Below are 25400 nucleotides of genomic sequence, written 5' to 3'. Positions count from 1 at the left end.
ATTGGGGGACGCTAGCGAACCAGCGAGGTGATATGTTGAAGCAACTTATCAGGCTGCTCACCGGACAAATGCGCATCAACCGGTAAGAACCACCAGTTATCTTCGGCAAAAGCACGGCATTTCACCGCGTCTTTTTCCGTCATTACCAGGGTCTGCCCTTCACCGACCAACGCCTGAACGTCAGCAGGGGCGAGCGTTTGATGATCGGCCAGCGGGACGCACTTTTGCGGATGCGCGCCACAGGCTTCCAGCGTGGCGAAAAAGCGCGGCGGATGACCGATGCCCGCCATCGCCACAATATTGCTCAGTTGCGCCACATCGCAACGCGCTCCCGTACGTAAGTTCACCGCCAGTCCAGGCGCTAGCTGCATGGGGATTTCGCCCGCCCGGGCGACGCCGCCATTGACGATAGCGGCGTCTACGGTTTTCAGGCGACTGGCGCGCTCGCGCATAGGACCGGCAGGAAGCCACCAGCCGTTGCCAAAACGGCGCACCCCGTCAATCACCACAATTTCAATATCTCGCGCGAGTCGGTAATGCTGCAACCCATCGTCAGTGATAATAATCTGCACATTATGCGCCGCCAGAATCGCTTTCACCGCCGCGGCGCGTTCAGGCGCTACCGCGACAGGCGCGCCGGTCCGTTGATAAATCAATACCGGTTCATCTCCCGCTTCTGCGGTTGTCGTCTCCGGCGTCAGAAGTAGCGGATAAGCGGCAGCTTTCCCGCCGTAGCCGCGGGAAACGACCCCCACGCGCACGCCACGCTGTTGCAGCTTTTCCACCAGCCAAATGACTACGGGGGTTTTACCGTTACCGCCAGCCGTAAGATTCCCTACCACAACCACCGGTACTGGCGCTCGCCAGGCGCGTTTCAAACCAAGCTTATAGCTCAGACGAATCGCCCCGCTCACCAGGCCATACAGCCAGGAGAGCGGCAGCAGTAACCGCCATAGCGGGGATTCACCCGACCAGATACGCGCAATCATTGGCCAAATTGCATCTTATGTAGCTGGGCGTAAACGCCGTGTTGCGCCAGCAGCTCGCTATGAGTGCCGCGCTCAACGATAATGCCGTCTTCGACTACAACGATCTCATCCGCCTGTTCGATGGTGGAGAGACGGTGCGCAATCACCAGAGAGGTACGGTTTTTCTGCAGCTCATCCAACGCTGCCTGAATCGCACGTTCAGACTCGGTATCCAGCGCGGACGTCGCTTCATCAAGGATCAGAATCGGGCTGTCGCGCAGTAAGGCGCGGGCAATCGCGATACGCTGGCGCTGACCGCCGGAAAGCAGTACGCCGTTTTCGCCGATGATGGTATCCAGGCCATTATCCATCTTGTTGATAAAGTCCATGGCATAGGCCATGCGCGCCGCCTCTTCAATCTGCTCGCGGCTGTATTCTTCCGTCCGGGCATAAGCAATGTTATTAGCGACCGTGTCGTTAAACAGATGCACGTTTTGCGAAACCAGCGCCACCTGATTACGTAGAGAGGCCAGAGTGTATTCGCGTAGATCGTGACCATCCATCAGGATGTGTCCTTCATCAATATCGTAGAAACGGGTGATCAGACTGGCGATAGTTGATTTACCCGATCCGGAACGCCCCACCAGCGCCACGGTTTTCCCGGCAGGAATTTTCAAATTGATGTTACGCAATGCCGGCACTTCACGGCCCGGGTAAGTAAACGTCACATTGCGGAATTCGAGATCGCCGGTCGCGCGGTCAATGACACGTTTACCTTCATCTTTCTCCTGTTCGCTGTCCAGAATCGCAAACAACGTCTGACAAGCCGCCATCCCACGCTGGAACTGCGCGTTAACGTTTGTCAGCGATTTTAATGGACGCATCAGCGCGATCATGGAGGAGAACACCACGGTGATGGTCCCAGCCGTCAGGCTATCCATTACGCTTGGGAAGCTCGCAGCATAGAGGACAAACGCCAGCGCCAGCGAGGCAATGAGCTGAATGATAGGATCGGAAATTGACGAGGCAGAGACCATTTTCATGCCTTGCAGTCGCATCTTATTGCTGACTTTATCAAAGCGTTTAGTTTCGACTTCCTGACCGCCAAAAATCAGTACCTCTTTGTGTCCTTTCAGCATTTGTTCAGCGCTGGTAGTCACTTGTCCCATCGTGTTCTGCATATTTTTACTGATGCTGCGGAACCGCTTTGAGACAACGCGAATCGCAATCGACACAATCGGCGCTAAAACAACCAGGATGATCGACAACTGCCAGCTGTAATAGAACATCATGATAAACAATCCGATGATCGATGCCCCTTCACGCACCACGGTAATCAGCGCGCCAGATGAAGAAGAGGCAACCTGTTCTGAATCGTAAGTAATACGCGATAGCAGCGTACCGGTAGACTGTTTATCAAAGAAGGCGACGGGCATTCCCATCATATGGCCAAACAGGCGACGGCGCATGGTCATTACCACCTTGCCTGACACCCATGAAATACAGTAGCTGGAGATATAGCTAGTGATGCCTCGTAATATCATCAGCCCAATAACCACCAGCGGCATCCACAGCAACACTGAGCGATCCGTTTTACCGAAACCATCATCCAGTAATGGCTTGAGGAGCGATAGCATGAAGGTATCGCTGGCTGCGTTGAGAATTAACGCTATGCCCGCCACGATCAGACCTGCTTTAAAAGGCGCTATGGTTGGCCACAGTCGGCGGAAGGTCTGCCACGTAGAGAGATCTTTATCGTTATGCATTCAAAAAACCAGCATTTGTTGAAATAGCCGCATATTCTACCCGTTATCCTCGGACACGCCAAACCACTGATGATACCAGCGAGGTAAAATTTGATCCCGTAAGCCTTGTATGCGCCAGCCCTGCGGAGAAAACAGCAGCGAAATTTGCCCCTGGTGGGGTGTATCAAACCACTGATACGCCTGCTGTCGGTAGCGCTGTTTTACCTTGCGGGACGGCAGCCGCCATGCGTTATAGCGCGATGCGGACGCCAGCGCCGTTTCACCATGTACGCGCTGAATAAATGGTAGCGACGACGACGTATTACTACCATGATGCGGCACCTGGATAAACGTCGCCGCAAGATGTCGCCAGTAACGACTTAGCATTTTTTGTTCAGCGCCCGCTTCGATATCGCCCGTGAGCAGGATGCTATGTACACCGTCATCCACTTTGACCACACAAGAACGGTTATTTCCTCGATCGGCACTTTCGCGTAACGGCCAGTGCGCCTGAAACGTTAGCCCCTGCCATTGCCACTGCTCGCCGCGAAAACAGGGCAAATGTCCCTGCCAGCCTAACGGGCTGCGAATCCACATTGACGGCCAGACCTGCTGTAGCGAACGCAGCCCGCCCCGATGATCCAGATGCTCATGACTCAAAATAACGCCCTCCGGCGTCAGATTATGCCAGCGCAACCAGGGAATAATAACCTGTTGCCCGCTGTCGCCCTCCGGCCATGCCCGACCGGTATCGTAGAGTATTACTTTATCGCCCCTGACGATCGCTATCGCCAGCCCCTGACCGACATCCAGCATATGCACCTGCCATCCGCTGGCGTTTATCGGCCGCCAGAGTGGCCAGCTAATCAACAATAACCCGCATAAACAGACCGCCGGCCAGGTACGCCAGACGTTTAATCGCCACGCGATAAGCATTAGCCAGGGCAAAAACGTCAGCCACTGCCAACGGTTATCAATATTCACCCAGCCCTGCGGTAAAGCATTCAACAGGTAAAATAGCGCGGCTAACGCGCGATCGGTCAGGTACCATACCCACTCTTCAAGAAAAAACGGCCCGGTTAAATGCAGAATCATTCCCGCCAGGATGAGTGGAACCGTCACAAATGTGACCCAGGGTACGGCAAAAAGATTCGCCAGCATTGCGGTAACGCTTATGCCATGAAAAAGCGCCACCTGGAGAGGCAAAAGCAGAAGTGTAATGCCTGCCTGTAGGTGAAGCAGGTTAAGCAACCAACGTAAGCCCCGTGGAAAATTTCCGTTTGGCGCAGGAAACCACTGATACCAGAATAACAGGCCGGCAACCGCAAATGCTGACAGCCAAAGACTTTGTGATATAACCGCCACAGGATCGGCGAAAATAATCGCGGCCAGACAGCAGCACCAGACTTGCCAGCCGCTCCACTGTCGTCCGCTTAATTTTAATCCTCCCCAGACGCTCAGTGCCGCCACCGTGCGCAGCGCAGGCGGTTGTAAGCCGGTAAGCCAGGCATAACATATCGCGCAAAGAATGCCGCCCAGCAATGGCGTCTGCCAACGAATCCATCTGACCGGCAAAAAGAATTGTCCACCACGGATTAATCCGGCAGCCAATAACGCGGCAAAAGCGATATGCAGGCCGGAAATCGCCATCAAATGGGCAGTCCCCGTATCGCGCATAACGGCCTTCACCTCCTGCGACACCTCTCCCCGCTCCCCCATTCCCAACGCCAGAATAACCTGTTGCCACGGATAAGGCGCAAGCGTAGCGCGAATCGAAGCAAGATAGCGCCCACGCAAGCTACACTCAGGGTTAATCGCTTTAGCCTGTAGAAAACGCCCGGTCAATGGTTGGTGCTGCGCCAGCGCGTAACGTTGGCTATCAAAACCGCCTTCGTTAAGCTGTCCGTGTACCGCTCTGACCTTCAGCGTCATCGCCCACTGTTGCCCGGCACACACTTCCGTGGGTAAGTACTGGCCATGCAGGACAATCCCTACAGCAGGAAAGAGCGGCTTTCCACGCAAATGGGTGATTCGCCCATAATGAGTGGTCATATGATCGGTGGCAGTAATGACGACTGTCGCCTCCTGCGTCGCGGCGGGCAGGACGTTTCCCGCCCAGATGGCCTGCCTGGCGGCAAATATCCCCCACATGAAAAAGAGCAAGGTTAATGCCGCGTAGCGCGCATAGTGATGGGGTATGAGGCAAAGCAAACATGCCAGACAAAACAGCACCGCGAGAATCCACGTGTTAGGTAATACTGGCAATATCATGAGCGGAAGTATGCCGCATACTACGCATACGCTGACCGTCGTTATCTTCATAGACACCTCCCTGTGCGGGAAAGTGTGCAGGTTCAGGACGCCATTGTCTGGAGGGGATTTTGTACTATACGGCGCGGATTCCAGGTTTTTTACCTGATAAATGTAAGACGCAGCAAAAAATGCGAAACGTTTTCCAGTTTTCGGTCGAATAGCGTTTGCGCCTGACGGCGTATAAATGAAAAAAGCACCCTGACGGTGCTTTTTTCGGGTTCAAGTTTTGCGTTAAAACTTAACCGTAAATATTGGCGCGATCGCGCAGTTCTTTACCCGGTTTAAAGTGAGGAACGTATTTTCCTTCCAGTTCCACTTTATCGCCGGTCTTGGGGTTACGTCCGGTACGAGGCGCGCGGTAATGCAAAGAAAAACTGCCGAAACCGCGGATTTCAATACGCTCGCCCTGCGCAAGAGTCGAGGCCATATGCTCCAGCATCTCTTTTACCGCGTCTTCAACCGCCTTAGCGGGAATGTGAGATTGCTGGGTTGCAAGTCTTTCAATCAATTCTGACTTGGTCATGATTCCTCCGGTTCCTTAAAGGCAAATTGGCTGCAGCCGTGAGATTGATTAAGGGCGGCCGTAGCCGCCCTTAGTGCTTGATTACAGGCCGAAACCTGCAATCTGTCAAGTAATCTCGTTATACTTCGGACTAAAAGGCCCGAAGTTTCAGAGGATTACTCGCCTTTAGCTGCTTTGAATGCTTCAGCCATTGCGTTGTTAGAGAAGTTTGCATCTTCCTGTTTGTTAACAGTTGCGATGGCATCTTTCTCGTCAGCTTCGTCTTTCGCACGAACAGACAGGCTGATTGCGCGGTTTTTACGATCAACGCCGGTGAATTTAGCTTCAACGTCGTCGCCAACGCTCAGAACCAGAGTCGCATCTTCAACGCGGTCACGGGATGCTTCAGAAGCACGCAGGTAACCTTCAACGCCGTCAGCCAGTTCTACGGTTGCGCCTTTAGCGTCAACTGCAGTGACTTTACCGGTTACGATAGCGCCTTTCTTGTTCAGAGCAACCCAGTTGTTGAACGGATCTTCTGCGAGCTGTTTAACGCCCAGGGAGATACGTTCACGTTCTGCGTCAACCTGCAGAACAACTGCAGCGATTTCGTCGCCTTTTTTGTATTCACGAACTGCTTCTTCGCCTGCAACGTTCCAGGAGATGTCAGACAGGTGAACCAGGCCGTCGATGCCGCCGTCCAGGCCGATGAAGATACCGAAGTCAGTGATAGACTTGATTTTACCTTCAACGCGGTCGCCCTTGTTGTGGGTTTCTGCGAACTGCTGCCACGGGTTAGATTTGCACTGCTTCAACCCTAAGGAGATACGACGACGTTCTTCGTCGATATCCAGAACCATTACTTCCACTACGTCGCCAACGTTAACTACTTTGGACGGGTGGATGTTTTTGTTGGTCCAGTCCATTTCGGAAACGTGAACCAGGCCTTCAACGCCTTCTTCGATTTCAACGAAGCAGCCGTAGTCAGTCAGGTTGGTCACGCGACCAGTCAGTTTGGTACCTTCCGGATAACGTTTAGCGATAGCAACCCACGGATCTTCGCCCAGCTGTTTCAGGCCCAGGGATACACGGGTACGCTCGCGGTCGAATTTCAGCACTTTCACGTTGATTTCGTCGCCAACGTTCACGATTTCGCTCGGATGCTTAACGCGTTTCCAGGCCATATCAGTGATGTGCAGCAGGCCGTCAACGCCGCCCAGATCAACGAATGCACCGTAGTCAGTGAGGTTCTTAACGATACCTTTAACTTCCATGCCTTCCTGCAGGTTTTCCAGCAGCTGATCGCGTTCTGCGCTGTTTTCGGATTCGATAACGGCACGACGAGAAACCACAACGTTGTTACGTTTCTGGTCCAGCTTGATTACTTTGAATTCAAGCTCTTTGCCTTCCAGGTGCAGAGTGTCACGCACCGGACGAACGTCTACCAGAGAACCTGGCAGGAACGCGCGAATACCGTTCAGCTCAACAGTGAAGCCACCCTTAACTTTGCCGTTGATAACACCGGTAACAGTTTCAGCATCTTCGTAAGCTTTTTCCAGCGTGATCCATGCTTCGTGACGTTTAGCTTTCTCACGAGAGAGCAGAGTTTCACCGAAGCCGTCTTCTACTGCATCCAGAGCAACGTCAACTTCGTCACCAACCTGGATTTCCAGTTCGCCCTGGGCGTTTTTGAACTGCTCAGCCGGAATGGCAGACTCAGATTTCAGACCGGCGTCAACCAGTACTACGTCTTTGTCAATAGCAACAACAACACCACGAACGATGGAACCCGGGCGGGTTTCGATTTCTTTTAAGGATTCTTCAAAGAGTTGAGCAAAAGATTCAGTCATGTTTAATCTTCAGGTTTCATATTTAACGTCCACCTGGCTCCGTGCCGGATGGGGTTGTTTAACATACCCGCTGTCAATCCTTTGCAACGGGGGTACTACAAATTCGGTCGCATTTAAGCGAGAGCCAATTTCTGGCGCGCATATTGTAACGCTTTTTCAATCACTTGCTCAATGCTTAATCGGGTAGAATCCAAAACTAATGCATCAGCAGCAGGAACTAACGGCGCTACAGCGCGATTACGATCGCGATCGTCGCGTTCCTTGATCTCGGCCAAAAGGCGTTCAAAGTTAACACTAAAGCCATTATCCTGCAACTGTAGCATACGTCGATGCGCACGTTCCTCCGAGGAGGCGTCAAGGAAAATTTTTACCGGCGCATCCGGGAAGACCACGGTCCCCATATCGCGTCCATCGGCGATTAAACCAGGCGCTTCGCGGAATGCGCGTTGGCGGCGAAGAAGCGCTTCACGCACGCGTGGGAATGCCGCCACCTGGGATGCCGCGTTCGCGACTTCCTGCGTACGGATTTCGCCGCTAACGTCCTCGCCTTCCAGGATAACTTCCAGGTTGCCGTCCGTTGAGACGAAACGCACGTCCAGATGGGACGCCAGCGGCACCAGCGCATCTTCAGAGGCAAGATCGACATGGTGGTGCAATGCCGCCAGCGCCAGTACGCGGTATATCGCGCCGGAATCCAGCAGATGCCATTGCAATGCTTCCGCCATTGCTTTGCACAAGGTGCCTTTACCTGCACCGCTTGGGCCATCAATGGTTATTACCGGGGCAATTGCCGTCATCTTTATCTCCTTAAACAGGCGTACCGTTAACGTAAACGCCGCGCATTATACGCGCCAACGCTCGCGACCGTTAACGTTGCGTGCAAAAACCAGTTTTGTCTGTAATCAGATGCGGAATAATTGCGCAATTATAGCGGGCCGGCGAGAAACCAGCCCGGAAGATGACAATGATTTACTTTTTATCTTCGGCAATTCTGTCGCGCATATGCTGCGCGCGATCGGCTGAGGCCGGGTGGGAGTCCATCAATGATTTTGCATGACCTGCGTCCATTGTGGCGAATTTATCGAATGCCGTGACTAAGCCCTGGGTGTTAATCCCGCGTTTTTTCAGCAGATCGTAAGAGAAGTCATCCGCATCAGACTCCTGACTGCGAGAAAACGCCGAATTGATGACACCTTCCGCCAGATCGCCCAATTGAGACTGGGAAAGCTGCGCTGCGACGCCGCTGGTGGCGGAAATCGCATCGCGAGCCGCCAGCGTGGCATAGGCGGTCTGCATTGCCTTGCGGGAGTGCCCTAAAGAGACATGGCCCAGTTCATGGCCCAGTACGCCTTCAATTTCATTATCGGTCATCAGATCCATCAGGCCGGAGTATACGCGAACGCAACCGTTCGCCATCGCCCATGCGTTGATATCGCTGGTCATATAGACTTTATAGCTAACCGGCGTACCGTCAATGTTGTTACCCAGCGCTTTGGCGATTTTGCTCAGACGTTTGGTGTATTTGCTTTTCGAACCTGCCAGTTGATTCTCGCTGTCCATTTGTTTACAGGCATTATTAGATAATGCTTTAACATCCGCATCGGACAGTGTGGCGGCTTTGTAGGCTGACATGCCGGAACTGGCGATTAAATTGCCATTCACGCCATTTTTACATCCTGCCAGTAGCGTAGCGGAAATCGCCACCGCCAGTAATAATGATTTATTTTTCATACTAATCTTCCGTTGATAACTATTATAAAAAACACATAAATCAATGTGTTAAATCATCAACAAATTAGCATTAGTCATAATTATAAAAATAGTGCGAATACGGACTCGGCGCGCCAGCCCGTCGACTGGCGCAACAGAAGACTTAGGCAGGCGTACTCATTCGCGCCAGTTGTTCGAAATAATCAGGGAACGTTTTTGCGGTACATTTAGGGTCCAGGATCGTGACTGGCGTATCGGACAGTGCGACCAGTGAGAAACACATCGCCATACGGTGGTCGTTGTACGTGCCAATATCCGCGTGTTGGAGCTTCGCCGGCGGCGTGATACGAATATAGTCGTGCCCTTCTTCGACTTCAGCGCCCACTTTACGTAGCTCGGTCGCCATCGCGAACAGGCGATCGGTTTCTTTCACTCGCCAGTTATAAATATTGCGCAGCGTCGTGGTTCCTTTCGCAAACAACGCCGTGGTGGCAATCGTCATCGCCGCATCCGGAATATAGTTCATATCCATATCTATGGCGTGCAATTCGCCGCGCGTGCAGGCAATAAAATCATCGCCCCAGGTAATAGTCGCGCCCATTTTCTCCAGCACATCGGCAAAACGAATATCGCCCTGCATACTTTTGCGGCCAATCCCGGTCACTTTTACCGTGCCGCCTTTTATCGCCCCGGCGGCGAGAAAATAGGACGCTGACGAGGCATCGCCCTCGACCAGATAGCGACCCGGAGAGTGATACTGTTGACCGCCCTTCACGACAAATTGTTGGTAGTGATGGTTCGTTATCTCCACACCAAAGGTTTTCATTAAATTTAGCGTGATATCGATGTAAGGTTTTGATACCAGTTCGCCTTTAACGCGAATAGTTGTGTCTTCAGGCGCCAGCGGCGCGGTCATCAGCAGAGCGGTCAGGAACTGGCTGGAAACGCTACCATCAACCTCAATGTCGCCGCCGGTAAAACCGCCGCGCAGACGCAGGGGCGGATAATTTTCCTGCTCCAGGTAATCAATATTCGCCCCGCCCTGACGCAGCGAATCAACCAGATGGCCTATCGGACGCTCTTTCATACGCGGTTCGCCGGTTAACACTATCTCATTTTGCCCCAGACATAGCGCTGCCGCTAACGGACGCATCGCGGTTCCGGCATTACCGAGAAACAGTTCCAGAACGCCTGGCGCGCGTAATGCGCCGCCATTACCCGTGATGTCACAGCGGGTGCGATCGGCAGAAAGGGTGTAATTGATCCCCAACGCGCTCAGGGCATTGAGCATATGGCGGACGTCATCGCTATCCAGCAGATTCGTCAGAACGGTTTTACCACAAGCTAAAGCCGCCAGGAGCAAAGCACGGTTTGAAACACTTTTGGAGCCAGGTAAATTAATGGCGCCATCGACCCGCGCGATGGGTTGTAACGTCAGGGATTCCATGAAACTCAACTCTCAAAAAACAGAAATAAAAACCCCACAGACTGGCCGTGGGGATGAAAAAGAAACGTTTTAGCCGTGGCGACGCTCAAAATCGATCATGAAATCGGTCAGCGCTTTCACCCCTTCAATCGGCATGGCGTTATAGATAGAAGCGCGCATACCACCAACAACACGGTGCCCTTTTAAGGCGTGCAGACCGGCAGCGAAAGACTCTTCCAGAAAGACCTTGTCCAGCGCATTGTCCGCTAACTGGAACGGAACGTTCATCCGCGAACGGTTGGCCTGTGCGACATCATTACGGTAGAAATCGCTGTTATCAACCACACCGTACAGCAACTCCGCTTTTTGCTGATTGATTTTGTGCATCGCCGCCACGCCGCCCTGCGCTTTCAACCATTTGAACACCAGACCGGAAAGATACCAGGCGAAAGTCGGCGGCGTATTAAACATTGAGTCGTTATCATTCAGGACGGTGTAGTCGAGGATGGACGGGCAGCTCTCATGCGCCTTGCCTAACAGATCCTCCCGGACGATAACCAGCGTCAGTCCTGCCGGACCGATATTCTTCTGCGCGCCAGCATAAATTACGCCATAGCGAGAGACATCCAGCGGCGCAGACAGAATGGTAGAAGAAAAGTCCGCCGTGACGACCACCTCCGGGCCAAAATCAGGCGTTTCATCGATGGCGATGCCGTCAATGGTCTCATTCGGGCAATAGTGTAAATAAGCGGCGTTATCGGAAAGCTGCCACTCGCGCATCGGTTTTACGGCACGTTTGCCGTCAACGGTGATTTTGGCGTCGATAATCTGCGGCGCACAGTATTTTTTGGCTTCTTTGATGGCGCTCGCCGCCCAGTAACCGGCATCGACATAATCCGCCGTGGTTTTATCGCCCAGCAGATTGAGCGGCACGCCAGCAAACTGCCCGCGACCGCCGCCGTGACAAAATAAAACTTTATAGTTGGAGGGGATATTAAGGAGATCGCGAAAATCCTGCTCCGCCTCTTCAGCGACCTGGATAAACTCTTTGCCTCGATGGCTAATTTCCATTACCGACGTACCAAGACCGTGCCAGTCACGCAGTTCCTGTTGCGCCAGTTTAAGTACTTCCGCCGGTAGCATCGCCGGACCTGAACTAAAATTAAAGACCTGAGCCATTTCCCCTCACCACGCTGCATTGTTTCCTGCCTGACAGACATCAGGCAAACGTTATTCATGTGAATATCGGTTTTATCATTCAGTGACACGCGCCGCAATGGGTAAAACAATGCGAGGAGAAAATGCGGCATGCGTCACACAACAGAATCTTCCGGATTAACCGTATAAATCCGATATTTTCGCTGTTAAACAACGCGTTTAGCCCGGCTTGCCTTCGTCCATTCTGGATTTGCGCAGCGCGGACATAATTGCTTTTCCCCGACGTTCATGCGTATCACTTCACTGCAACGTACGCAGGCATAGTCGCCAGCCTCCGGCGCCACGATAAAGCGTGGCGTACAGTGCTCAGGAAGAATGCTTAACCCCGGCTTAACGTCTTTATTTTCAAAGAAATAGACGCTGATTTGTCCGTTTGTCTCCAGGATGGCCAGTCTGACCTGCCCCAGTTGCTCAACGCCATTCAAGCGAAGCTCCATAAAAAACTCAAACTCCGTCATGTTCGAGCGCTGCAGTTTTTCCCACGCCAGTTCGCCGTCTTCAACAATGACCACCGACTTACCTTCCAGCAGATCTTCCAACTTTTCACTATGCGCCATCAGCCACATGACCAGGCGATAGAGCAGCGCCAGGGTGATGAATACCACCAGAACAGGGAGCATCGGAACGTCATCATAAAACGCGACGTCGCCTGCCGCCGACCCCAATGTCAAAATGATCAGCACTTCAAAAAGCGACATTTGCCGTACGCCGCGTCGTCCTGTCACCTTTAAGAAAAGAAACACCAGAACAAAGGTGTAAAAGCTACGTAGCGCCACTTCCCCCAAAAACGCTACCGGCACGTTATCCAGCGCCATTCGTTGCAAATCAAATGCTTTCATTTTTTATGCTCTTCCTGTGAATTCCAGTGTAAAAGCATAGCCAATACTTTTATTTCCGCCGATGTCCCGGCGAGATAGCGCCCGTCACATAAAACCCGTATCATTGCGCGCTTTCCGTACGACAAAAGTGATTTTCATGACGCAAACATTTATTCCCGGCAAAGACGCCGCGCTGGAAGACTCCATCGCCCGCTTCCAGCAAAAGTTACTCGACCTCGGCTTTCACATCGAAGAGGCCTCCTGGCTGAACCCGGTGCCAAACGTCTGGTCAGTGCATATTCGCGATAAAGAGTGCGCGTTATGCTTTACCAACGGAAAAGGCGCGACCAAAAAAGCGGCGCTGGCCTCGGCGCTGGGCGAATACTTCGAGCGTCTGTCAACCAACTACTTCTTTGCTGATTTCTGGCTTGGCGAAACGATCGCCAACGGGCCATTCGTGCATTATCCGAACGAAAAGTGGTTCCCGCTGACTGAAAATGACGACGTACCGGAAGGCTTGCTTGATGCCCGTCTGCGCGCGTTTTACGATCCGGAAAATGAACTCACCGGAAGCCAGTTAATTGATCTTCAGTCCGGCAATGAAGCTCGCGGCGTCTGCGGCCTGCCATTTACCCGTCAGTCCGATAACCAGACCGTGTATATTCCGATGAATATCATCGGCAACCTGTACGTCTCTAACGGAATGTCCGCCGGCAATACGCGTAATGAAGCCCGCGTTCAGGGACTGTCGGAAGTCTTCGAGCGTTATGTGAAAAATCGCATCATTGCGGAAAGTATCAGTCTGCCGGAGATTCCCGCAGAGGTGATGGCGCGTTATCCGGCGGTAATGGAGTCAATCGCCACGCTGGAAGCCGAGGGTTTCCCGATTTTCGCCTATGACGGCTCGCTGGGCGGTAAGTATCCGGTTATCTGCGTCGTGCTGTTCAACCCGGCTAACGGTACCTGCTTTGCTTCTTTTGGCGCCCATCCTGACTTTGGCGTTGCGCTGGAACGTACAGTGACCGAGCTACTCCAGGGACGCGGACTGAAAGATCTTGATGTCTTCACCCCACCAACGTTCGATGATGAAGAAGTCGCGGAGCACACTAATCTGGAGACCCACTTCATCGACTCCAGCGGCCTGATTTCCTGGGATCTGTTCAAACAGGACGCCGATTACCCGTTCACGGACTGGAGTTTTTCCGGCACTACCGAAGAAGAATTCGCCACGCTGATGGCCATCTTTGCTGCTGAAGATAAAGAAGTTTACATTGCCGATTACGAGCATCTCGGCGTATACGCCTGTCGTATTATCGTACCGGGAATGTCTGATATTTATCCTGCCGAAGATCTGTGGCTGGCCAACAACAATATGGGTAGCCATCTTCGTGAGACTCTGCTTTCGCTGCCCGGTAGCGCCTGGAATAAAGAAGACTATCTCAATCTGATTGAACAATTGGATGAAGAAGGTTTTGACGATTTCACCCGCGTGCGTGAACTGCTGGGTCTGGCGACCGGAGCGGACAATGGTTGGTATACACTGCGCGTTGGCGAATTAAAAGCAATGCTAGCGTTAGCGGGCGGCGATTTGGAGCAGGCGCTAATCTGGACAGAATGGACGATGGAGTTCAATTCGTCGGTCTTTAGTCCGGCACGCGCAAACTATTACCGTTGCCTGCAAACGCTGCTGCTCCTGTCGCAAGAAGATGCGCGTCAGCCGCTGCAATATCTCAATGCTTTTATAAAAATGTATGGCGCGGAGGCTGTAGAAGCCGCCAGCGCCGCGCTTAGCGGTGAAGCGGCTTTTTACGGACTACCGGCTGTCGACCACGATCTACAAGCGTTCCCGGCGCATCAGTCCTTGTTAAAAGCGTATGATAAATTACAGCGCGCGAAAGCGGCATACTGGTCAAAATAAGGCCATATGAGTGACTTAGGGTAGGTTTACCCTCTCGGCTGCGTTATATTACGGGGCGCCTTTGCGGCCCCGTTTTATTTATTTTCACTAAACGGCGAAAAATGTAATAACAAGGTTAAATATTGGTTGTTGATATTAAATTAATTGACATAGTGATGTTACTTTATTTGTTGATTACTCCATATTAATTAACCGTGCAGCAGGAGGAGTCAGGAAAAAAATTCAACTCTATTTATAATTTTTAAAATTTATTTTTATTAGGATAATCAAAAAGTTACACCGTAATTGCATAAAAGCCATGCGACTTACGGGCCTATAAGCCAGGCGAGATATGATCTATATCAAATTCTCATCTATAATGCTTTGTTAGTATCTCGTCGCCGACTTAATAAAGAGAGAGTTAGTGTGAAAGCTGACAACCCTTTTGACCTTTTACTCCCTGCAGCAATGGCCAAAGTGGCTGAAGAAGCAGGCGTCTATAAAGCAACGAAACATCCGCTTAAGACTTTCTATCTGGCGATTACCGCCGGCGTATTCATTTCAATTGCCTTTGTTTTTTATATTACTGCGACAACCGGTACTGGCGCGATGCCTTATGGCATGGCGAAACTTATCGGGGGTATCTGTTTCTCTTTGGGACTGATTCTCTGTGTTATTTGCGGCGCTGATCTTTTCACCTCTACTGTTCTGATCGTTGTAGCTAAAGCTAGCGGTCGCATCACCTGGGGGCAACTGGCTAAAAACTGGTTAAACGTCTATTTTGGTAACCTGATTGGCGCTCTGCTTTTCGTGTTACTGATGTGGCTTTCCGGCGAGTATATGACTGCCAACGGTCAATGGGGACTTAACGTCCTGCAAACCGCCGACCACAAAATGCACCACACTTTTATTGAAGCTGTCTGCCTCGGTATTCTGGCGAACCTGATGGTTTGTCTGGCCGTGTGGATGAGCTACTCAGGTCGTAGCCTGATGGACAAAGCGTTCATCATGGTACTGCCCGTCGCCATGTTTGTCGCCAGCGGTTTTGAGCACAGTATCGCAAACATGTTTATGATTCCTATGGGTATTGTAATACGCGATTTCGCTACACCGGAGTTTTGGACCGCGGTCGGTTCGTCTCCGGAAAGTTTTTCTCACCTGACCGTGATGAGCTTCATCACTGATAACCTGATTCCGGTCACGATCGGTAATATTATCGGCGGCGGTTTGTTGGTCGGGTTGACATACTGGGTCATTTACCTGCGTGGTAACGAGCATCATTAATCTGTTGATGCCCATTACACGCAGTAAATAAAAAATCCACTTAAGAAGGTAGGTGTTACATGTCCGAGCTTAATGAAAAGTTAGCCACAGCCTGGGAAGGTTTTACCAAAGGTGACTGGCAGAATGAAGTAAACGTCCGTGACTTCATTCAGAAAAACTACACTCCGTATGAGGGTGACGAGTCCTTCCTGGCTGGCGCTACTGACGCGACCACCAAGCTGTGGGACAGCGTAATGGAAGGCGTTAAACAGGAAAACCGCACTCACGCGCCTGTTGACTTTGACACCTCCGTTGCTTCCACCATCACTTCTCACGACGCTGGCTACATCAACAAAGCGCTTGAGAAAATTGTTGGTCTGCAGACTGAAGCTCCGCTGAAGCGTGCGATTATCCCGTTCGGCGGCATCAAAATGGTTGAAGGTTCCTGCAAAGCGTACAATCGCGAGCTGGACCCAATGATCAAAAAAATCTTCACCGAATACCGTAAGACTCACAACCAGGGCGTGTTCGACGTTTATACTCCGGACATCCTGCGTTGCCGTAAATCCGGCGTTCTGACCGGTCTGCCGGATGCGTATGGCCGTGGCCGTATCATCGGTGACTACCGTCGCGTAGCGCTGTACGGTATCGACTACCTGATGAAAGACAAATTCGCGCAGTTTACGTCTCTGCAATCCGATCTGGAAAACGGCGTAAATCTGGAAGCGACTATCCGTCTGCGTGAAGAAATCGCTGAACAGCACCGCGCTCTGGGTCAGATCAAAGAAATGGCGGCTAAATACGGCTGCGATATCTCTGGTCCGGCGACTAACGCTCAGGAAGCAATCCAGTGGACTTACTTCGGTTACCTGGCTGCGGTTAAATCTCAGAACGGCGCAGCAATGTCCTTCGGTCGTGTATCCACCTTCCTGGATGCGTACATCGAACGTGACCTGAAAGCAGGCAAAATCACCGAGCAAGACGCACAGGAAATGATTGACCACCTGGTCATGAAACTGCGTATGGTTCGCTTCCTGCGTACTCCTGAATATGATGAACTGTTCTCCGGCGACCCGATTTGGGCAACTGAATCTATCGGTGGTATGGGCGTTGATGGCCGTACTCTGGTTACCAAAAACAGCTTCCGCTTCCTGAACACCCTGTACACCATGGGGCCGTCTCCGGAGCCGAACATCACCGTTCTGTGGTCTGAAAAACTGCCGCTGAACTTCAAGAAATTCGCCGCTAAAGTCTCCATCGACACCTCTTCTCTGCAGTACGAGAACGATGACCTGATGCGTCCGGACTTCAACAACGATGACTACGCTATCGCATGCTGCGTAAGCCCGATGATCGTTGGTAAACAAATGCAGTTCTTCGGCGCGCGTGCAAACCTGGCGAAAACCATGCTGTACGCAATCAACGGCGGCGTTGATGAAAAACTGAAAATGCAGGTTGGTCCGAAATCCGAACCGATCAAAGGCGATGTTCTGAACTTCGACGAAGTAATGGATCGCATGGATCACTTCATGGACTGGCTGGCTAAACAGTATGTCACCGCGCTGAACGTTATCCACTACATGCACGACAAGTACAGCTACGAAGCCTCTCTGATGGCGTTGCACGACCGTGACGTTATCCGCACCATGGCGTGTGGTATCGCAGGTCTGTCCGTTGCGGCTGACTCCCTGTCTGCCATCAAATATGCGAAAGTTAAACCGATTCGTGACGAAGATGGTCTGGCTATCGACTTCGAAATCGAAGGCGAATACCCGCAGTTTGGTAACAACGACGCTCGTGTAGATGACATGGCGGTTGACCTGGTAGAACGTTTCATGAAGAAAATTCAGAAACTGACCACCTACCGTGGCGCTATCCCGACGCAGTCTGTTCTGACCATCACTTCTAACGTTGTGTATGGTAAGAAAACCGGTAACACCCCGGATGGTCGTCGCGCTGGCGCGCCGTTCGGACCAGGTGCTAACCCGATGCACGGTCGTGACCAGAAAGGCGCTGTCGCTTCTCTGACCTCCGTTGCTAAACTGCCGTTTGCTTACGCGAAAGATGGTATTTCTTATACCTTCTCTATCGTTCCGAACGCACTGGGTAAAGACGACGAAGTTCGTAAGACTAACCTGGCAGGTCTGATGGATGGTTACTTCCACCACGAAGCGTCCATCGAAGGCGGTCAGCACCTGAACGTCAACGTCATGAACCGTGAAATGTTGCTGGACGCGATGGAACATCCGGAAAAATATCCGCAGCTGACCATCCGTGTATCTGGTTACGCAGTACGTTTTAACTCCCTGACGAAAGAACAGCAGCAGGACGTTATTACTCGTACCTTCACGCAGACCATGTAATGGGTTTGACTGAAATTACGCCATAAAAAGCGTACAAAAAAGGCTCCATATCAGTGGGGCCTTTTTAATTTTTATAAAAGCATATTTCGACAACCAGAATTTTTACTTATAAATAAAGTGTTATTATGTGATCTATATATTCTTCTCAGAATAGCATCAATTTCTCTTTTATTATTTTGATACTCCTCATAATCCTTATTTAATGCATCAGAAAACAGCATGGTGTTAGCTTCTGTAAAATCACATGACAATGACGGTATATATCCATGTAGCAGATAGATAAGTGTTGGATGAACCATATCAAACAGGACTTCTCCCTCTAATTCCCAGTAACCTATTTTACAAAATTGGGTAGAAATCTCAAAAGACCCCATTTGAAGACAACGTAGTTTATCCATCTCATCCTCAGTAAGTGTACCATTCCATTCAACACATGCCATTTTTCTATTTTCTCCAGATCGCATAAGCTTATAAACTTCATCCCTAATTTCATCATCCTCATTAACTTTCTGCCTAAGGTTAAAAGCAAAGTTTTCTAATAATTCTGGATAGCAAGCAATTTTTTCTCCATACTTAATACATGCTTTAAAAAACAACTCTTCCTCATCTTCTTCCATCACTTTAAAAATACAGTTTTCTGAAACGTTGAGGATACGATGCAAATTACATTTATCAATAACCCTGCCATCAATCTCAAATAAAACTTGTGTCTGACTCACATCAAAACGCATAACAAAGCGGTCTTGTTGAGATGGATTAGCATATTGTTTTAATTGTGCAAAGGCATATATCTTCTCCATGCCGATTGTATCAACATTAAGTTCAGCTTGATTTTCACGTTCACATCCATGGATGAGTGTGTATAATACCTCCAGCACCTCTCTTTTTTTATGTGTTCTGAAGTAGTCCTTAAATCTATCCCATAACCCCATGTATAGCGCTTCTTCTTTATCAGGACTCATCAAACGGGCTAGCCGTGAAGCATTAACTTCATAGTTATGACGATTACCAAAACTTAACGCAACTGGCATAATAACTCCCTTGATTATTTACCGCGAAAGCAAAATTTAATCCGTTGCTATCATTTTTTGATTAAAACCACACTCTATTTAAGAGATTGAATCAGCCTGGGTTTAAAAATGACATCAGATTTACACCTGATAACACGTTGAATGCGACGCCAGGCGCTGTACAGCGCATAACGTTCTTTGGACACATCTGAATTATGTTGAGAATTATTTTCGTTCTGACTACAAAAAAACGGCGCCAACCATTTGAAAAAAGAGGCGGATCATAAACAGCAAAACCAGGACGCTATGGATGATACACTTACAGTATGTATTGCGGCTCGGGCGTTAAACAGAGGTACCGGGCTGATGAATGAGCCACAATTTCTGGCGGTGCGAGTTATGCAGCATAGATTTGCCGTATATTTTATACTGAATAGAGGTAAAATAGCTCCATTGCAGCACATTCTGGAACAGCCACACATTCTGTAGTCCAAAATTTACGCTCGCAGTACCGCTTTTTTACAGGATGCAACCCCCTTACCAGGGTGCTCAACATGCCCGGAATGTGTCCATAAACCCCATGTTATTTAGAGCTAGCCGAAGCGATATGAGTAACTTAACCGATTGTATTACAAATGAAAGTGTTGCAGTAACTGCTGATAAAAAGCCGGTTATTGGTCGCATTCACTCCTTTGAATCCTGTGGCACCGTTGATGGCCCAGGCATCCGCTTTATTACCTTTTTCCAGGGCTGTCTGATGCGCTGCCTGTATTGCCATAACCGCGACACATGGGATACGCATGGCGGTAAAGAAATCACCGTTGAAGACTTAATGAAAGAGGTGGTGACCTATCGGCATTTTATGAATGCTTCTGGCGGCGGCGTGACGGCATCCGGCGGCGAGGCCATTTTGCAGGCAGAATTTGTACGCGACTGGTTTCGCGCCTGTAAAAAAGAAGGTATCCACACCTGTCTCGACACCAACGGCTTTGTGCGCCGTTATGACCCGGTGATTGATGAACTGCTGGACGTTACCGATCTGGTGATGCTCGATCTCAAGCAGATGAATGATGAGATCCACCAGAATCTGGTCGGTGTCTCTAATCACCGGACGCTGGAATTCGCGCAGTATTTATCAAAGAAAAATGTGAAGGTCTGGATCCGTTACGTTGTCGTTCCCGGCTGGTCTGACGACGATGATTCCGCGCATCGCCTGGGTGAGTTTACCCGCGATATGGGTAATGTCGAAAAAATCGAACTGCTGCCCTATCATGAGCTGGGCAAACATAAATGGGTGGCAATGGGCGAAGAATATAAACTGGATGGCGTGAAGCCGCCTAAAAAAGAGACCATGGAGCGTGTAAAGGGTATTCTTGAGCAGTATGGTCATAAAGTGATGTATTAATCGCCTGCTATCTTATCCGCTTTTAAACGGCTACCCATGACGGTAGCCGTTTTGCTGTATGGGTAACGCTCTTACCGCTAAAATACCCGACCCCGCCGTCAGACAGGCCTGGTTAACAATATTGCGCTTACCAGGTATTAAATACAGAGTCGCTTATCTGCTGCTGGGTTGAAGGTCTGACAACTATTGCTGCCCCCGGCGCCTGTTAATACCGTGGTCTCCGCCTGGAACCCAGGCACCTGTAACCTTAAAAGGCGCTCGCCTGACAGGAGCGCCGTGGAAAAGAGCGTCGTTATGTGTTTCTACGCGCCAGCAGTGGGAAAATTAATCCCAACCCGACCAGGACAAAAGGCGTCACGATGTTCAACGTCAGCTGGAATGTCCACTCCGGTGTGAACGCCTCCATTTTGGGGAAAATACCGGTAAGGCAGGCAAACGCGGTGAAGGCAAAACACCATATCCCCACAGTTAACGCCAACGCCCGGTTGCGAATAAACACATATTCGGGTTTGTACTTTTGCGCCAATCGAATGACGGCAATAAAGGCGACAAATACCCACAGATAGCGCAGCGGCATAACAACTGAGTTGAGATTAAGCAGCCATTTGTACAGGTTGTTCATATCGCCGATGCCAAGCGTTGGCAACATAATCAAGATAGCGACCAACACTAATGTCAGCAAATAACCGTTAACTGGTGTACCTGAAGCGTTAGTACGACATAAGCGCTGCGGGATATATTTACTGTCTGCATCACCCAGTAAGACTTTCAGTGGCGCATCAATAGAAAACACCAGCGCGGCGATTTGCCCCAGAGTATTGGCAATGGCATAAATCACCATTAATGAATTACCCATATGGTAATACTCACCCAATTTCTGGAATGCATAATATTGCCCATTGGTCATTAAATCGTCAGGTATATGCCGGGAATCAAACATCATTCCCATCGCCAACGAACCGAGGATAGCGCAGACCGCAACCATGACGGCTAAAAAGAGCATCCCCTTCGGAAATTCTTTTCCTGGATTCCGCGTCTGGTTAACGTAAGGCGAGATCTTCTCTGCCCCACCAACCGCAAAGACCAACATAGAGATGGTGGTGATATAGGTAAAATCGATATGAGGAATAAATGACTGCCAGGTGATGTTAGTGGTCGCAATTTCAACGTTTGTAATTGCTGGCGCGGTCACTGCCATCACAACATATAAAATTGACATGATAAACATGGCAATCCCGGCCACAGACCCAACAACCTTTAGCGATTTCATCCCCCTGGAAGCAACCCACATAAAGAAAACAAACAATGCCAGCGTCAGCCCCTGCAAGGCAACGACGGTATATTCTTTTATCAACGAGCCGTCGCCTTTTAAAGCCCATCCCAATGCAATGAGTATCGCCTGCGGCTTTTGCGCCAGGTAGGGAATATGCACGACCCAATAGGTCCATGCCGCAAGGTAAGCCAACCCCGGCCCCATCGTATGCTTAATCCAGGTACTGACGCCCCCTTTTCCCTCTTTGAAGGTTGAGCCCAGTTGCCCCACGATTAAGGCATAAGGAATAAAATAGAGCGCAAAAATAAACACCCAGGAGAAGACAACCACTAACCCCTGGTTAGCATAGTTATTGACAACATTGCCGAATCCCCAAACGGTAATAAACGACATCAGGGCGATGTTGTACCATCGCAACTGTTTTTCCTGCACATTCGGCATAACGCGATCCTTCGTGAACACAATGCTATTACTATAAATGAAGCGGGGAATTATGCGCGGTAAAGACGAAGAGAGAAAATAGAGGAGCGCAAAATTATAACCTTCGGCACATTTTATCTTTCAGCAAAGCAAGAAAATTATGCAGGTCAATTATTTTACGTAAAACATAAACAAAGAGTATGCAAGACTCACGTCCTGCATACGATTCAGAGAACAGTCAGATGTGGGCGACAGGATTGGGCGTCTGGCCGGCGTTACGTAACAGCATCAGCAGATAAATAAACGATACGCTGGCGATCATAATAAATAGCAGATTATCTGAATAATTCTGCATTAACATCGCAGCAAAAGACGGCCCCAACAGGCTCCCTACCGTATAACTTAACAACAGCGCCTGGTTCATTGCCACAAGCTGGTGATGTTCGACTTTTTCACAGGCCCAAGCCATTGCGACGGGATAAAGCGTAAAACCCGCCGCCCCCAGAATAAACAGAGCTGGCGCCATCGCCGCCTGGGTTAACATGGCAATACTACCGAGTATGACAACGAATACCTGTACGCGTAATACCAGCAAGCGACCAAATTTGTCCGCCAGACGTCCCATTGGCCATTGCCCCAAAATACCGGCGCTCACCAGCACCGCCATCCAGAAACCGATGCTGGCGTTAGCCATCCCCTGATGCTTCAGATATAACGGCATCAGACCATATAATGAACCAAGAACAATGCCGGAAATAATACAACCATTCACGCCAAGACGCGCCTGGCGTAGCTTCAGCATGGCGCTAATAGAAGAGGAATGACGTGCCTGCGTTTGCTGATTTACAATCCGGGTAAAGAGTAGCGGCAGAATTCCCGCCAGAATCATTCCGGTCACCCAGGGAAGGACGTGCAGCAATTCACCAGACACTTTACTGACCAATAATTGTCCAAGGAAGGTCCCCATGTAATAGACCATCATATAGGCAGCAAGCAGGCGCCCGCGATTATGCGAGGTTCCGCTGCACATCAACGCGCTTTCGACAACAACCCAAATCATGGCGCAGCCGATACCGGCAATAAAACGCCAGCTCATCCAGCTCCAGAACCCCACCATCACGCCCAACCCGACACAACCCGCGGCGAAGATCAGCGAGGCAAGATAATAGCTACGGTTAAACCCAATGCGTTTAATTAAATACCCGGTAAATAACGTCCCGACCAGATTGCCGGTAAAATAAGACGAGCTGACCATCCCCACCTGCCAGGTCGGAAGGTTTGCCTGAGCAAGCCACAGCGGCACAAGCGTATTCAGTACCGCAATGGCCAGGGTCAACAAAAGTAGCCCGCACAGCAAAAGCATGACGGGACGGGTATAGGTGGACATGAATAAAAACCGTGAGGAAGTTCAAATTTCATGCGCATCATGCCATCGCCAAAAACATTGTCAATCGGCTCCGCATGGGCGATCCGCAAGTTTTGAGACTATCGATTTGATTTACTTATTCTGCACGTGAATATATTAAAAGGCTAAAAATTCATCCCCTTGTTTTTATTGATCTAACCCGCAAAATCGGCGTTTTGTTCAGTCGAAAAATTTCATGGTTCCTTTAGCTTCGTTTTCTTCTCTATGGATTTATATGCGCCTTCCCCGCCCCGGTTATATTCCTTATATTGATGGTGGCTAAAGGCGTATTCGGCCTGCACGTTCTGCAGGCCGAATACGCGTCAACGCGTTAGCTGGCTACCGCCATGCCCACGGTCATATGCAGCCCATAGAATACGCCGCGGCCAATCAATTCCCCCGCCAGCATCAGAATGAAGGCGACAGAGAGCAACGGTACCGCAGGTTGATACCCTTTTAACTGTGGCACAATCCAGCAGCACAACGCCGCCGCAAGCAGCACCATACGCCAGGCCATCAGCGAGCCATAATCCGGCACCAGAGCAGACGCCTGCTGAATGGAACTGTGAATCGTCGCCAGTTCCGCGCCCTGCATGGCCGCCATAATGGCGATAACCACCAGCGCCAGCACCGAAACCGCAGGCAACAGACGCATCGCCCAACCGTTCACTCCCGCGATGCGCAGCAGCAGATAACCCAGTAGCGGGCCACCCATAAAGAGCGTCAGGAAGAAGCCCAGCGGCGTCCAGATGCTATACCAGGTCGGTACTGTATCGATGCTGTTATAGACGCGTACCATCATCCAGACGAAGACGACGCCCAGTACCATCGTGATAATCAGCCAGAGTGTGCGCAGTGCCGGCGGCAGCTTTTTCAGTACCGCCAACAGCCAGCCAATCCCGCCGACCGCAAAAAACACCGAGCCGCTGGCAATTTCATTGCTCAGTGCGGAAGCACCTACGCGGTTAAGCGAGTTAAACGCGCGCATCGGCGAACCCAGATGCAGCATCGAGGCGATAAAGCCAATCCCCATCAGCACCCACAGACCAAACATACAGGCGATCACCCGCTGCTGCGTTTCCGCGCGCAGGTCGCCCTTCATCAGCGCCAGAGCCAGAACAATAAAACCACCGGCCACGCACTGACCAAAGACCGTGAAGATCATCAACGGCCATTCATGCCATCCACTTCCCATCTTATACCTCCTTCGGATTGGCCAGATAACCGGTAGTGTCCCCGGTCGGGCGGCTGTTGGCGTTGGGTTTAATCACAATATTCGGCTTCGTGAAATGCGCGCGCGGCAACGGCGCGACGGCAGCCAGCTCACCGTGTTTTTTACGCAGCTCGTCGATAGGACCAAAGTCCAGCGCCCGCAGCGGACAGGATTCGACGCAGATCGGTTTTTTGCCTTCCGCCACCCGGTCGTAACAGCCGTCGCACTTGGTCATATGACCTTTGGCCGCGTTGTACTGCGGCGCGCCGTACGGGCAGGCCATGTGGCAGTAGCGGCAGCCGATACAGACCTCTTCGTTCACCACCACAAAACCGTCATCGCGCTTGTGCATCGCGCCGCTCGGACAGACTTTGGTACAGGCCGGGTCTTCGCAGTGGTTACAGGAGATGGAGAGATAGTAGGCAAAGACGTTCTGGTGCCAGACGCCGTTATCTTCCTGCCAGTCACCGCCCGCATACTCATAAATGCGGCGGAAGCTGACATCCGGGGTCAAATCTTTGTAGTCCTTGCAGGCCAGTTCGCAGGTTTTGCAACCGGTGCAACGGCTGGAATCAATAAAAAATCCATACTGGGTTGTCAT

The 25400-nt window shown here is 50.8% G+C and carries 19 protein-coding genes and 1 pseudogene; 5 read left to right on the top strand and 15 right to left on the bottom strand.

Annotation, left to right across the window (positions count from 1 at the left end):
- Positions 1 to 11: 11 nt before the first annotated feature.
- From lpxK to ACLD4F_RS00130, 10 genes are all read right to left on the bottom strand, one after another.
- A complete protein-coding gene (gene lpxK, locus ACLD4F_RS00175; RefSeq protein WP_000561696.1) occupies positions 12 to 989 on the bottom strand; it encodes a tetraacyldisaccharide 4'-kinase in 978 nt (325 codons plus the stop codon).
- On the bottom strand, positions 986 to 2734 hold the full coding sequence (gene msbA / locus ACLD4F_RS00170) for a lipid A ABC transporter ATP-binding protein/permease MsbA (protein WP_000551246.1): 1749 nt from the start codon (positions 2732 to 2734) through the stop codon (positions 986 to 988). Before msbA ends, lpxK begins: the two co-directional genes overlap by 4 nt.
- 36 nt (positions 2735 to 2770) lie before the next feature.
- Positions 2771 to 5035 carry a ComEC family protein gene (locus tag ACLD4F_RS00165; RefSeq protein WP_411010625.1) on the bottom strand — a complete coding sequence of 755 codons (2265 nt, stop codon included), beginning with the start codon at positions 5033 to 5035 and terminating at the stop codon, positions 2771 to 2773.
- A gap of 229 nt (positions 5036 to 5264) precedes the next feature.
- A complete protein-coding gene (gene ihfB, locus ACLD4F_RS00160) occupies positions 5265 to 5549 on the bottom strand; it encodes an integration host factor subunit beta (protein WP_000167332.1) in 285 nt (94 codons plus the stop codon).
- A gap of 155 nt (positions 5550 to 5704) precedes the next feature.
- Positions 5705 to 7378, bottom strand: a complete 1674-nt coding sequence (rpsA, locus tag ACLD4F_RS00155) for a 30S ribosomal protein S1 (RefSeq protein ID WP_000140324.1) — start codon at positions 7376 to 7378, stop codon at positions 5705 to 5707.
- 113 nt (positions 7379 to 7491) lie between these two features.
- Entirely contained in the window at positions 7492 to 8175 is a 684-nt protein-coding gene (gene cmk, locus ACLD4F_RS00150; RefSeq protein ID WP_080208152.1) for a (d)CMP kinase, read from the bottom strand.
- A gap of 172 nt (positions 8176 to 8347) precedes the next feature.
- On the bottom strand, positions 8348 to 9109 hold the full coding sequence (locus ACLD4F_RS00145) for a M48 family metallopeptidase (RefSeq protein WP_000792301.1): 762 nt from the start codon (positions 9107 to 9109) through the stop codon (positions 8348 to 8350).
- Between the two features lie 142 nt (positions 9110 to 9251).
- Entirely contained in the window at positions 9252 to 10535 is a 1284-nt protein-coding gene (aroA, locus tag ACLD4F_RS00140; protein WP_411010624.1) for a 3-phosphoshikimate 1-carboxyvinyltransferase, read from the bottom strand.
- A 69-nt stretch (positions 10536 to 10604) separates the two neighbouring features.
- Complete coding sequence (gene serC, locus ACLD4F_RS00135) at positions 10605 to 11693, bottom strand: 3-phosphoserine/phosphohydroxythreonine transaminase (RefSeq protein WP_058331333.1); 1089 nt, start codon at positions 11691 to 11693, stop codon at positions 10605 to 10607.
- Positions 11694 to 11878: 185 nt separating this feature from the next.
- Positions 11879 to 12571: a DUF421 domain-containing protein gene (locus ACLD4F_RS00130; protein ID WP_000642868.1), complete on the bottom strand. Its 693-nt coding sequence runs from the start codon at positions 12569 to 12571 to the stop codon at positions 11879 to 11881.
- Positions 12572 to 12707: 136 nt separating this feature from the next.
- On the opposite strand from ACLD4F_RS00130, the gene ycaO reads away from it, so the two are divergent.
- The 3 genes from ycaO (at position 12708) to pflB (ending at position 18073) form a co-directional block, all read left to right on the top strand.
- Positions 12708 to 14468 carry a 30S ribosomal protein S12 methylthiotransferase accessory factor YcaO gene (gene ycaO / locus ACLD4F_RS00125; protein WP_001747674.1) on the top strand — a complete coding sequence of 587 codons (1761 nt, stop codon included), beginning with the start codon at positions 12708 to 12710 and terminating at the stop codon, positions 14466 to 14468.
- A 405-nt stretch (positions 14469 to 14873) separates the two neighbouring features.
- Positions 14874 to 15731, top strand: coding sequence for a formate transporter FocA (gene focA, locus ACLD4F_RS00120; RefSeq protein ID WP_000642539.1), 858 nt, complete (start codon positions 14874 to 14876; stop codon positions 15729 to 15731).
- Positions 15732 to 15790: 59 nt separating this feature from the next.
- Entirely contained in the window at positions 15791 to 18073 is a 2283-nt protein-coding gene (gene pflB / locus ACLD4F_RS00115; RefSeq protein ID WP_001292799.1) for a formate C-acetyltransferase, read from the top strand.
- A gap of 71 nt (positions 18074 to 18144) precedes the next feature.
- On the opposite strand, the gene sopD2 is transcribed toward pflB, so the two are convergent.
- On the bottom strand, positions 18145 to 19104 hold the full coding sequence (gene sopD2 / locus ACLD4F_RS00110) for a type III secretion system effector SopD2 (protein ID WP_079944626.1): 960 nt from the start codon (positions 19102 to 19104) through the stop codon (positions 18145 to 18147).
- 187 nt (positions 19105 to 19291) lie between these two features.
- Here sopD2 and ACLD4F_RS00105 point away from each other — a divergent pair.
- Together ACLD4F_RS00105 and pflA are read left to right on the top strand one after the other, a co-directional pair.
- A pseudogene (locus tag ACLD4F_RS00105) lies at positions 19292 to 19572 on the top strand (cytoplasmic protein).
- A gap of 118 nt (positions 19573 to 19690) precedes the next feature.
- Complete coding sequence (gene pflA / locus ACLD4F_RS00100) at positions 19691 to 20488, top strand: pyruvate formate lyase 1-activating protein (protein WP_000067928.1); 798 nt, start codon at positions 19691 to 19693, stop codon at positions 20486 to 20488.
- 292 nt (positions 20489 to 20780) lie between these two features.
- Here pflA and ACLD4F_RS00095 read toward each other — a convergent pair whose 3' ends face one another.
- The 4 genes from ACLD4F_RS00095 to dmsB form a co-directional block, all read right to left on the bottom strand.
- Entirely contained in the window at positions 20781 to 22202 is a 1422-nt protein-coding gene (locus tag ACLD4F_RS00095) for an APC family permease (RefSeq protein WP_001134264.1), read from the bottom strand.
- A gap of 217 nt (positions 22203 to 22419) precedes the next feature.
- Positions 22420 to 23568: an MFS transporter gene (locus ACLD4F_RS00090; protein WP_000109271.1), complete on the bottom strand. Its 1149-nt coding sequence runs from the start codon at positions 23566 to 23568 to the stop codon at positions 22420 to 22422.
- A gap of 349 nt (positions 23569 to 23917) precedes the next feature.
- Entirely contained in the window at positions 23918 to 24781 is an 864-nt protein-coding gene (locus tag ACLD4F_RS00085) for a dimethyl sulfoxide reductase anchor subunit family protein (RefSeq protein WP_058109586.1), read from the bottom strand.
- A 1-nt stretch (position 24782) separates the two neighbouring features.
- Positions 24783 to 25400: a dimethylsulfoxide reductase iron-sulfur subunit DmsB gene (gene dmsB, locus ACLD4F_RS00080; protein ID WP_000213069.1), complete on the bottom strand. Its 618-nt coding sequence runs from the start codon at positions 25398 to 25400 to the stop codon at positions 24783 to 24785.

This window comes from Salmonella sp. 741265050_HSA, from assembly GCF_046569445.1.
In the GTDB taxonomy this organism is placed as follows: domain Bacteria; phylum Pseudomonadota; class Gammaproteobacteria; order Enterobacterales; family Enterobacteriaceae; genus Salmonella; species Salmonella enterica.
The sequence above is the reverse complement of the archived record's forward strand: the minus strand, read 5'-3'. Positions and strand labels throughout refer to the sequence as shown.